Origin of the sequence: Sulfuricaulis sp. (assembly GCF_049587675.1) — a bacterium.
In the GTDB taxonomy this organism is placed as follows: Bacteria; Pseudomonadota; Gammaproteobacteria; order Acidiferrobacterales; family Sulfurifustaceae; genus Sulfuricaulis.
In genome coordinates this window covers 1-9420 of record NZ_JBAVEJ010000146.1, presented here as the reverse complement: position 1 = coordinate 9420, position 9420 = coordinate 1, and the positions used below count along the sequence as shown (strand labels likewise).

The 9420-nt window shown below is 60.0% G+C and carries 8 protein-coding genes; 2 read left to right on the top strand and 6 right to left on the bottom strand.

Features of this window, described 5'->3' with window-relative positions:
• The first annotated feature begins 101 nt into the window (after positions 1–101).
• The gene (ggt, locus tag WB402_RS07605; RefSeq protein WP_424206536.1) at positions 102–1772 is read left to right on the top strand and encodes a gamma-glutamyltransferase; all 1671 of its coding nucleotides are present in this window, start codon (positions 102–104) and stop codon (positions 1770–1772) included.
• A 41-nt stretch (positions 1773–1813) separates the two neighbouring features.
• Here ggt and WB402_RS07600 read toward each other — a convergent pair whose 3' ends face one another.
• The 6 genes from WB402_RS07600 to WB402_RS07575 all read right to left on the bottom strand — a co-directional run bounded on the left by WB402_RS07600 (position 1814) and on the right by WB402_RS07575 (position 8902).
• Positions 1814–3796: a dynamin family protein gene (locus WB402_RS07600; protein ID WP_424206534.1), complete on the bottom strand. Its 1983-nt coding sequence runs from the start codon at positions 3794–3796 to the stop codon at positions 1814–1816.
• Positions 3797–3949: 153 nt separating this feature from the next.
• The gene (mutM, locus tag WB402_RS07595; RefSeq protein WP_424206532.1) at positions 3950–4765 is read right to left on the bottom strand and encodes a bifunctional DNA-formamidopyrimidine glycosylase/DNA-(apurinic or apyrimidinic site) lyase; all 816 of its coding nucleotides are present in this window, start codon (positions 4763–4765) and stop codon (positions 3950–3952) included.
• Between the two features lie 55 nt (positions 4766–4820).
• Positions 4821–5732: a DUF4340 domain-containing protein gene (locus WB402_RS07590; protein ID WP_424206530.1), complete on the bottom strand. Its 912-nt coding sequence runs from the start codon at positions 5730–5732 to the stop codon at positions 4821–4823.
• Between the two features lie 12 nt (positions 5733–5744).
• Positions 5745–7091 carry a GldG family protein gene (locus tag WB402_RS07585; protein ID WP_424206528.1) on the bottom strand — a complete coding sequence of 449 codons (1347 nt, stop codon included), beginning with the start codon at positions 7089–7091 and terminating at the stop codon, positions 5745–5747.
• Positions 7092–7172: 81 nt separating this feature from the next.
• Positions 7173–7922, bottom strand: a complete 750-nt coding sequence (locus WB402_RS07580; RefSeq protein ID WP_424206526.1) for an ABC transporter permease subunit — start codon at positions 7920–7922, stop codon at positions 7173–7175.
• Positions 7919–8902, bottom strand: a complete 984-nt coding sequence (locus tag WB402_RS07575) for an ABC transporter ATP-binding protein (RefSeq protein ID WP_424206524.1) — start codon at positions 8900–8902, stop codon at positions 7919–7921. The genes WB402_RS07580 and WB402_RS07575 overlap by 4 nt, the downstream gene beginning before the upstream one ends.
• A 271-nt stretch (positions 8903–9173) precedes the next feature.
• Between WB402_RS07575 and WB402_RS07570 the strand changes: the two genes are divergently transcribed.
• On the top strand, positions 9174–9420 hold a 247-nt coding region (locus tag WB402_RS07570; protein WP_424206522.1), incomplete at its 3' end, for a hypothetical protein.

The window sequence follows — 9420 nt, the reverse complement described above, 5'->3', positions numbered from 1 at the left end:
TCCCAGATTCAAATCACGCGGCCGAAGGCCGCTCGACATAGTCGAAAACGAAAGCGAAACTCCTAATATTTATTCGTCTTTCAGTTTAATATTTGCGCGACATGTTTCATCTACTGCGTATTCTGATTTTTCTGATCGCGGTTCTGCCGCTCACGAGTTGGGCGGCAGAACCGCGCCCACCGGCCGCTGGTATCGCCAGCGCGCATCCCCTGGCCACGCAGGCCGGACACGAAATCCTCGCGCGTGGCGGCAATGCCTTTGATGCGGCGGTCGCCGTGGCGGCTGCGCTGGCTGTCGTCGAGCCCTACAATTCCGGCCTGGGCGGCGGCGGTTTTTTTCTGCTGCATCGGGCGCGTGACGGCTTCGAGGTCATGATCGATGCGCGTGAGCGCGCGCCGCTAGCCGCGACCCGGGACATGTACCTCGACCGCGACGGTCGTCCCATTCCCGGCCGGTCCATCGACGGCGCGCTGGCAGCCGGCATTCCCGGCACACCCGCGGGACTGACATACCTCGCGGAAAAATACGGCAAGCTCGCGCTGAAGCAAAGTCTCGTACCCGCCATCCGGCTTGCACGCGACGGATTTCCCGTGACTTTGCACTACGGCAAGATGACCTTGCGCCAACATGACCGGCTGGAACATTTTCCGGAAACGGCGCGCGTTTTTTTCCACAACGGCTTTATCTATGGCGCAGGAGAAAAGCTGCGTCAACCGGAACTCGCGCGCACTCTTGAGCGCCTTGCCGCCAAAGGCCGTGATGGATTTTACCGCGGCGATATCGCCAAACGTCTGGTAGACGGTGTGCGTGCCGCCGGCGGCATCTGGAGCATGAAGGATCTGGCTGACTACCGCGTGATCGAGCGCGAGCCGGTGCGCGGAGTTTATCGTAGCGTTCGCATCACTTCGGCGCCGCTGCCTTCGTCGGGCGGTATTGTCCTGATGGAAACGTTGAATATCTTGCAGGGATTCGATCTGGACTCGATAGGCAAGGTTCAGCGCGATGAAACCATCATCGAGGCGATGCGACTCGCCTATCGCGACCGCGCGCGCTATCTCGGCGACCCGGATTACGTGCGCGTGGATGTTCCGCGCCAGATCGATTCCGCCTATGCCGCGAAACTTCGACAGGAAATGCGTGTCCGGGAGAAGGCTCCTGTCGTGGAACCCGCCAGGTCCGCGGGCGAGGGCGCCAATACCACGCACTTTTCCGTGATTGATCGCGATGGCAACCGCGTGGCAGCAACCTTGAGTCTCAATACGCCCTTCGGTTCTGGTTTCATGCCACCCGGCACCGGTGTCGTGCTCAACAACGAAATGGATGACTTCGTGGTCAAACCGGACGTGCCCAATAACTACGGCCTTGTGGGGTCTGATGCCAATGCCGTCGCACCTGGCAAGCGGCCGCTGTCCAGCATGACCCCGACGTTTCTGGAGAATGACGACGCGGTGGTGGTGCTAGGCACGCCCGGCGGCAGCCGCATCATCAGCATGGTGTTGCTGGCAACCCTTGAATTCGCGCACGGGCACGGTGGTCCCATGGAATGGGTCAGCTTGCCGCGTTTTCATCACCAGTATCTGCCCGATATCGTGGCGCACGAGCCACGCGCCTTCGACGATGCGGAGACGCGGACATTGGAGCAGCACGGGTACCGGCTCGAAGCCGTGCGCGGCGGATATGGCAATATGCAACTGGTAACGTGGTACAAGAAAACCGGGCGCGTGGAAGCGGCGTCAGATCCGCGCGGTGAGGGTCTTGGTTTGGTGAAGTAAACCGGCGGCTAGCCGAGGGTGGCGAGGGTTTGGAGCGGGAATCAGGCCGATTTGTTTGCGGCCGCGGACTTGCCCTGGTCGAAATTGAGGACTTTCAGGACCGCCTCGACGCGGCTTTCCAGATTACGTTCCTGGTCGCGGATGCCATCGCGGATCTGTTCAAGTTCGCTAACGCGCTCCTCCAGCGTGTCGCTGGCCTGATGAATGCGTTTGATGGACTCCAGGCGCCGGCGCAGCTGCACCTGATGCTCGCGTACCTGGGATTCCATCGGCGACATGATGGTCTTGAGCCAGTTGTCGGCGTCGCGGTTGGCCATCTTGTAAATGGCGCGGATCTTGGCCACGGAGGACTCGAAGAATTTGCGCGTGAGCACCCGCTGCTCGGTGAAAACGAGCGACACGCCCTTCATGTACTGATCGTGCTTGTCCTGGAGCCGCTTGATCTCGCGCAAATACCGCGTGACCGAAAAACTGCTTGGCTTGATGTCCGAGAGCCCGTGCTCTTCCTGGAATTTCTTGTACACGCCCTCCATCATCGCCTTGATTTCCTGGGCCTGCTTGGCGGCCTCTTCCATGGTGGCGTAAGCGTGCTTGAAGAAGTTATCCATGGAGGTCTTCAGACCCGCCGTGGTCATGCTCGTTTCCATGTCCTTCTTGGTGTGGGCAATGGTCGAATCCAGGTTTTTCAGGTTCAGGTGCGTGTACAGCACGTTGGTCTGCTGGGAGAAAATGCTGCGAGTCGCCTGGAAACGCTGCAGGCTTTTCTCGAAAACTTCCTTGTCCGCCTTGACCTTCTTCATCATGTGTTCGATGACGTCCATGTTCTTGCCGGACAGGCCGCCGAGTTCGTCCATGTGTTCGTAGGCGTTTTTCAGGCGTTGCGTGATGATCAGGCGCATGGCCGTGATGATGTCTTCCATGTCGCCGCTGATGTTGTCGCGCACGATTTCACGCTTGGCCGGTACGATCTCGTTGCCCAGCGCCTCTTCCAGCGCCAGGATGCGGGAGCGTTCGAGGACCTTACTGTCCTTTCTTACTTTTCCGAGCAACGCCTTCTGTGCCGAAACCGGATAAATATTATGCTCGGGGATGGCAAGATGCTTCGCGGTGTCTCGGATCTGCCGTTCGATCTCACGGTTAACTTCTTCGGCGTTGCGCAGCTCGTCCCACAGACCGTCGATCTTGTTGAGCACCACGAGCCGGCCCTTGTTCGGGCTGTCCTTGCGCACGCCGATATGGTCGTGCCAGACGTCGATGTCCGATTTCGTCACGCCGGCGTCCGCCGCGAGGATGAACAGCACCGCGTGGGCGGAGGGCAGCATGTTGAGCGTCAGTTCCGGCTCGGCACCGAGGGCATTGAGGCCCGGGGTGTCGAGAATCACCAGTCCCTGCTCCAGCAACGGATGCGGGATGTTGATGATCGCGTGGCGCCACTTCGGTATTTCCACCAGGCCGTCTTCGGCGATGCGCATGCCGTTCTGAGATTCTTCCTCGGCGATGTGGAATCCCATGGTTTGGGCTTCCTCGCGCGCGACGTGCTTGACCTCGGTGATATGCTGCAGCATCTCGATCATGGTGTCCGGCGACTGCGTATCCAGCGGCAGGGTCTGCCATTCCTCGGGGAAGCCGCGGAACTCGGTGATGGTAGTCCCGCTCTTGCGGGTTTCGATCGGCAGCAGCCGCAGCGATGGCTTGCTTCCCGGCTCGTACTGGACTTCAGTCGGACACATGGTAGTGCGCCCGGCGCTTGACGGCAGGATGCGTTGCCCGAAGTTGGCGAAGAAGATGGCGTTGATCAGTTCGGATTTGCCGCGCGAGAACTCGGCGACAAAGGCGACGTACAGCTTGTCGTCGCGCAGCGTCGAGAGCACGTGTTCAAGGCGCTGGTCGACCTGGGTGTCGCTCAATTCCTGCTGTTGCAGCCAGGATTTGAGTTCGGTGACCCCCGAGGCGAGCGTAGTGCGCCATTCGCTGTAGGCTTCGAAATACTGCTCGAGGTTCTGATTCTTCGCGGCGAGTTGCATCTCTTATGAAATATAGTTTCCCTTCAGGAAAACTCCTCCCTGTCAGCCAACTTTTTGCACAAAATTCTTTGCTTGTTTTTGAGACTCTGAAGCAAAATCCATGTGCGATCAACGGCTTCGATAAGTTACATCCGCCGATACCTTAAGTCTAGCTTAGCGCTGGCATTTTGGGCAGCAAAAAGCACTCCGCTGACCCAGGCGCCGGGCGCGGATGGGCGTGCCGCAACTCCGGCAGGGCTGGTTTTCGCGGCCGTAGACATTGAGGGAAAGCTGGAAATAACCGGGTCGGCCCCGGCTATCGCGGAAGTCGCGCAGCGTAGTGCCGCCGGCGCGCAATGCACGTTCCAGTGTTTCGTGGATCGCCTTGGCCAGCCGGTCACATACAGCCCGGGAGATTTTCCCGGCGTGGCGCGTGGGGCGTATACCCGCCGCGAACAATGCTTCATTCGCATAAATATTGCCGATGCCGGCCACGAGATGACTGTCGAGCAGGGAATCGCGAATGTTGCGCTGGCGACCGTGTAATTTCTTATACAGGTATTGGCCGCTGAAATCCGGCCCCAGCGGCTCCGGTCCGAGATGCTTGAGAAGTTTATGGCGCAGGGGATCGTCGCGGGTCCACAGCAGCGCGCCGAAGCGGCGTGGGTCGCGCAGCCGCAGGCAGTCGCCGCTGTCGAGCACAATGTCCACGTGATCGTATTTATCCGCCGGAAGCGTGCGGGCGACCACGCGCAGACTCCCGGACATGCCGAGATGCAGAATCGCCGTGCCCGTGGCGGTGGCAAGGAGCAGGTATTTTCCGCGCCGCGTGACGGATTCGATGATTTGTCCGGCCAATTCCTTTTCCAGTTTTGCCGGAACGCGCCAGCGCAGTCGCGGGTTGCGCACGATGAGGCGCGTGACGGTTCGGCCGAGCACGTGCGGCTCGATACCGCGGCGGGTGGTTTCGACTTCGGGAAGTTCCGGCATGGTTTAGTCGAAAATTATTGTCAGGCGTCAGGTGAAAACGCCGGACGCTCGCGCCTTACTCTTTACCGGAGAGGTTCAGCAGGCGCTTGCCGGTCTCTTCGGTGAAATGATATTCCAGGTTCTCATCCTGCCGGTAGAGGATGAAATCTGGTTTGTAGGCGAGGATACCCAACGGCAGTTTTTCGTTCTTGCCGTCGCGTGTGCTGTCGATGTCGATATGATCGACCGACTCCTTGCCGGAGTACTTGTCCACGCTCAGCGCGCTCGCGTTCTGCCATTCCGACGCAAAATCGTTGATCCGGTCCGAGGTCAGGTTCTTATCCACCGGGTTTCGTCGCCAGACGCCGTCTTTCAGGCTGAGCATAAAGCCGGGCAGCCTGATCGAGGTGAGCTTGCGGTCCTCCTCGAACAGACGGCTGTTGATAAAATTGGTATAAGGATAAGTCGCGGCAGAAAGATGATAACTGGGGATCAGCGCCACCTCGTTGTTGTGCAGAACGTAAATCTGGTTCTTGAGCGGATGCAGCGCGCCAAAGGCGATTTCCTCGTTCTCCAGCCGCACGCGTGCCGAGGGTTTCTCGAGGCCGTACTGGGTGAGCTCCGCGGGAACAGCTGGAAAGCGCGTCTCAACCGGAGCCGACAGCACGCGCAGCAGGGTTTCGACGTTTAAACGATTGGCGCGCGCCGGCAACGGCGCGGTGAGTTTCCATTCATTGCCGGTTTTCTCGATCGCGATGGCTGGCTGTTCGGGGCGTTCGATGCGCACATGCGACATGGTCGCAGCCGACAGGCCGGTCAATGGCGGGCCTGGAATATCTTTTTCCTGGCCCATCCGCTGTGCCATGATCCAGGCAAGCGCGGCGATAAATCCCAGCAAGCCGGCATTGAGCAGCCAGCGGCGTTTGAGGCCGGAGACAGCCTGTTTGCCGGATGTCTCAGATTTATCGTTTTTTTCAGCTTCGGGCATCCATGCCTCCGTTCAGCGTTTGCGCCGGCGCAGCCAGATGAACACCCCGCTGCCGATCATGAACAACGGCAGAGCCACGAGGAATCCGGTGGCGATGGCGATCTGGACGCCGCGCGACAGATTGAGCGTGCGGTCACGCGCGGTCTTGACCGGGATGTTGACGTAAGCGTCGTCCTGCGACAACCAGTTGACGAGGCTCATGCCGAGATCGAGGTTGCCGGCGTTGGCAATGTAGCTGTTCGCCACAAAGTCCCCGTCACCGAACACGATGACGCGTTGCTCGCGCTTGTCCAGCGGGTGCGACAGTGCCACTGCGAGATTGAGTGGACCGCGAATGTCTTTGCCCTTGTCGAACTGGATTGGCCCGTTGAGTACACCGGTTTCCGACCAGCTGGAAGCGCGCGTATCCATCAGTACCGATCCCTGCCAGCTCTCGGGCGCCCTCAGACTGATGCCACCGGCTTGGGGGAAAAGCGTGTTGTCGGCGAAATTGCGCACTACCGGATGCGCGCCGTATTTGGCGATCACGATCGCCGCGGCATTGCCGGTGATGGCCTCCGAGGCCGGGTCCACAATCACGCCCGGCTGGAATTCGATACCAAGCGATTCCGCGAGCGGCTCCAGTCCGAACAGCGGACCCGGGTCGTGCAGCCACAAAAGATTGCCGCCGCGGTCGAGATGGTTCTGAATTTCCTTGACCTCGCCCGGCAGCAGGTGCGTGCGCGGACCGGCGATCACCAGCACCGTGGTGTTGCCCGGAATCTGCGGATGCTCGCCGAGCGAAAGCGTCCTGGTCTTGAAGCCGCGCTTGTGCAGTTGCGATGCCCAGGTCGAGAGATCGAAGTTCGCCTGCCGGTCGGGGCTGCGCTCGCCGTGACCGCTCAGGAACACCACCCAGCGTTCGCCGCGATGTCCCAGACGGGTGAGCGCATTGGTGAAATTCTCCTCGTTGAATTGCGCGGGCGGGATATTTTCCTTGGCGTCGCCGTACTCGAGCACCAATTCGCCGTCGAATTGCACGCCGGCCGTGCGCACCCGCTCCGGGGCGGTATCCGGATTGACGAACTCGATTTGAATATCCGGTTTGTATTTCTGGTAGCGCGAGACCATGTCCTGGATCACGCGCCGGGTTTCGCCACGCGGGCTGGCAAAGGCGGTGATCTTGAGCGGTTCCTTGAGCCGCTCGATCACCGCGACGCTCGCCGGCGAGAGCGAATGGCGGCGCGCCTGGGTCCAGTCGAACTGCAGGTGGTATTCGCGCGCCAGCCACTGCAGCAGTCCGACGGCGACCAGAAACAGCACCACGAAGCTCACGTTCATGAGCCGTAGTTGCCATTTCGCCTGTGAGGTATGGCGCATAACTGTAGCCCTACTTCGTTCGTCTTGACATGTGACTGGTAGCCCTACTTCGCTTCGCTCGTTCGTCCTGACATAAGATAGTTATCCTCCGAGCCGGTCGGCATCCAGGCGGTGGATGCTGAGTACGAGAAAGGTGGTGATAAGCAACACGTGGTAGACCGCGTCCGCGCTGTCGAAAATCCCGTCGAGAAACGGCTTGTAATGATTGAAAAGCGAGAGATACGCGAGCCAGTTGCCGCCGGCAAATCCCTGGCCTGACCAGTCGAGTATCCAGAACAGCAGCAGGGCGCCGAAGGTGCTGATGGCCGCCACCGTCGTATATTGCGTCAGTGTCGACATGAAAAGCCCGACGGCGGCGAAGCCAGCTAGCAGCAGCGCCAGCCCCAGGAAGCCGGCCGCCAGCAGGCCGAAATCCAGCCTGGCCCCGGCGAGCAGGGACAGCGGCATGAGCGCGATCAGCACCAGCAGCACGAGCAGGAACAGCAGGATGCCGAGGTATTTTCCGAGCACGATTTCGGTCATCGACAGCGGCGAGCTGAAAAGCAGCGAGAGTGTGCGATTGCGCCGCTCCTCGGCGACAAGACGCATGGTCAGTAACGGTACCACCAGCAGCAGAATGATCGCCGCATTGCCGAGCAGATCGGGCAGGATGATTTCGGTCACGCCGGGCGCGCCGTCCATCGCCATGAGTTGCGCCTGATACATCTGGATGATCTCAATCCGGCCCAGGAACAGGTATGCGAGGATTAGTTGCACCACGGCGAGGATGGACCACGCGAGCGGCGAGAGAAACAGCGACTTCAGTTCACGCAGTCCGATGGTGAATATCACGCGTGGCCCTCCAGTGAATCCGTGATTGCCGGCGATTCCGTCGTGACGGCCTCGCCCGCGGCCGAGGTCAAGTCCAGAAACACCTGCTCGAGCGAAAGCCGTCCGGGGCGTATTTCATACAAGCCCCAGTTCTTTTCCACTGCCATGCGCAGGATATCGTCCGTAGGGTTGAGTCCGGTTTCATGGAAAACGTGCATGCGTCCGTCCTGTTTCGCCTGCACCGTTGTTACACCCTTTAGTTGCTGCAGTGTTTCAATCGCAGGCGGATGACGGAAGGCAACGGTGATAGACGAGGATTTCATGTGATGCTCAAGGCCCTCGATGCTCTCGTTTAGCACCAGTTCGCCCTTGTTGATGATCTGCACGTGGTCGCAGGTGGTCTGCACCTCGGGCAGGATATGTGTGGACAGGATCACGCCGTGCTCCCGGCCAAGTTCGCGGATGAGCGCGCGGATTTCGCGGATCTGGATCGGGTCGAGCCCGACCGTGGGTTCGTCCAGAATCACCACCGGCGGCAGATGGATGATCGCCTGCGCGATGCCGACGCGTTGCTGAAAGCCCTTGGACAGGTTGCCAATGAGCCGGCGGCCGGTGTCCTGCAGGCCACAGCGCTCCTTGGCGGTCTCGCGCGCGCGGCGGCGTTGTGCGCGCGGGAGGCGGTTCAGCGCCGCGCAGTAATCAAGGTATTCGTCCACCGTGAGTTCGCGGTAGAGCGGCGGTTGTTCCGGTAGGTAACCGATCTGGCTTTTGGCGGCGCGCGGATCGTCGAGGAGATCGTGGCCGGCGATGGTCACACTCCCGCCCGAGGGCGCGAGATTGCCGCTGATGATCTGCATGGTAGTGGTTTTGCCGGCACCGTTGGGGCCGAGGAAGCCGAGCACTTCGCCCTTGCGGATCGTAAAGCTGACGTCCTTGACTGCCTGCAGCGTGCCGTAGAAGCGCGTGAGATTTTTGACTTCAACCAGAATCGGACCGTTCATTTCACGCTGAAATTCCGACACTGGGCTTGTTCGCGCATGGGCTGCCATTTAAGGGAGCAGGGGGATGAATGTCAAATGCAGCGCGGTCGACAGGCCGAACGCGATTTCCCCAGGTGACGCCACTGGCAAATGTCGTGAAATTCTGCGCCTATCCCGGCACCCAATGCACCCGTCAGCCATGGTCTAATCCGCTGTAAGTTATGGATTTTTCAGAGTACGCCATTCTGGCATGGATTATGCCTCTATTCATGCAAGAGACAAGCAAAGAACCATGAATAAAGCCCTGACATTGTTGAGCGCACTGATCGCCGGTTTCGCCGCCCTCATCTGGACCGGCACCGGCGAGACGTCCGACCCGGTGCTCGCCGACCGTGAGATTCCGGCGGATATCGCCAGCGGTTGCGCGGTTTCCGTGACCGGGGAATTAGAGGTTTGCCACCAGCCGGAGTTCACCCGTCGCTGGGTAGCCAAGACCGGAAGAGGTGACCTGTTCATGGTCACGAATGAATTGTGCCAAG

Bases quoted from the DNA above. Each gene is read 5' to 3' on its own strand.
- mutM (WP_424206532.1), bottom strand. From the start codon at position 4,765: ATGCCGGAACTTCCCGAAGTCGAAACCACCCGCCGCGGTATCGAGCCG.
- WB402_RS07590 (WP_424206530.1), bottom strand. From the start codon at position 5,732: ATGCCCGAAGCTGAAAAAAACGATAAATCTGAGACATCCGGCAAACAG.
- ggt (WP_424206536.1), top strand. From the start codon at position 102: ATGTTTCATCTACTGCGTATTCTGATTTTTCTGATCGCGGTTCTGCCG.
- WB402_RS07575 (WP_424206524.1), bottom strand. From the start codon at position 8,902: ATGAACGGTCCGATTCTGGTTGAAGTCAAAAATCTCACGCGCTTCTAC.
- WB402_RS07600 (WP_424206534.1), bottom strand. From the start codon at position 3,796: ATGCAACTCGCCGCGAAGAATCAGAACCTCGAGCAGTATTTCGAAGCC.
- WB402_RS07585 (WP_424206528.1), bottom strand. From the start codon at position 7,091: ATGCGCCATACCTCACAGGCGAAATGGCAACTACGGCTCATGAACGTG.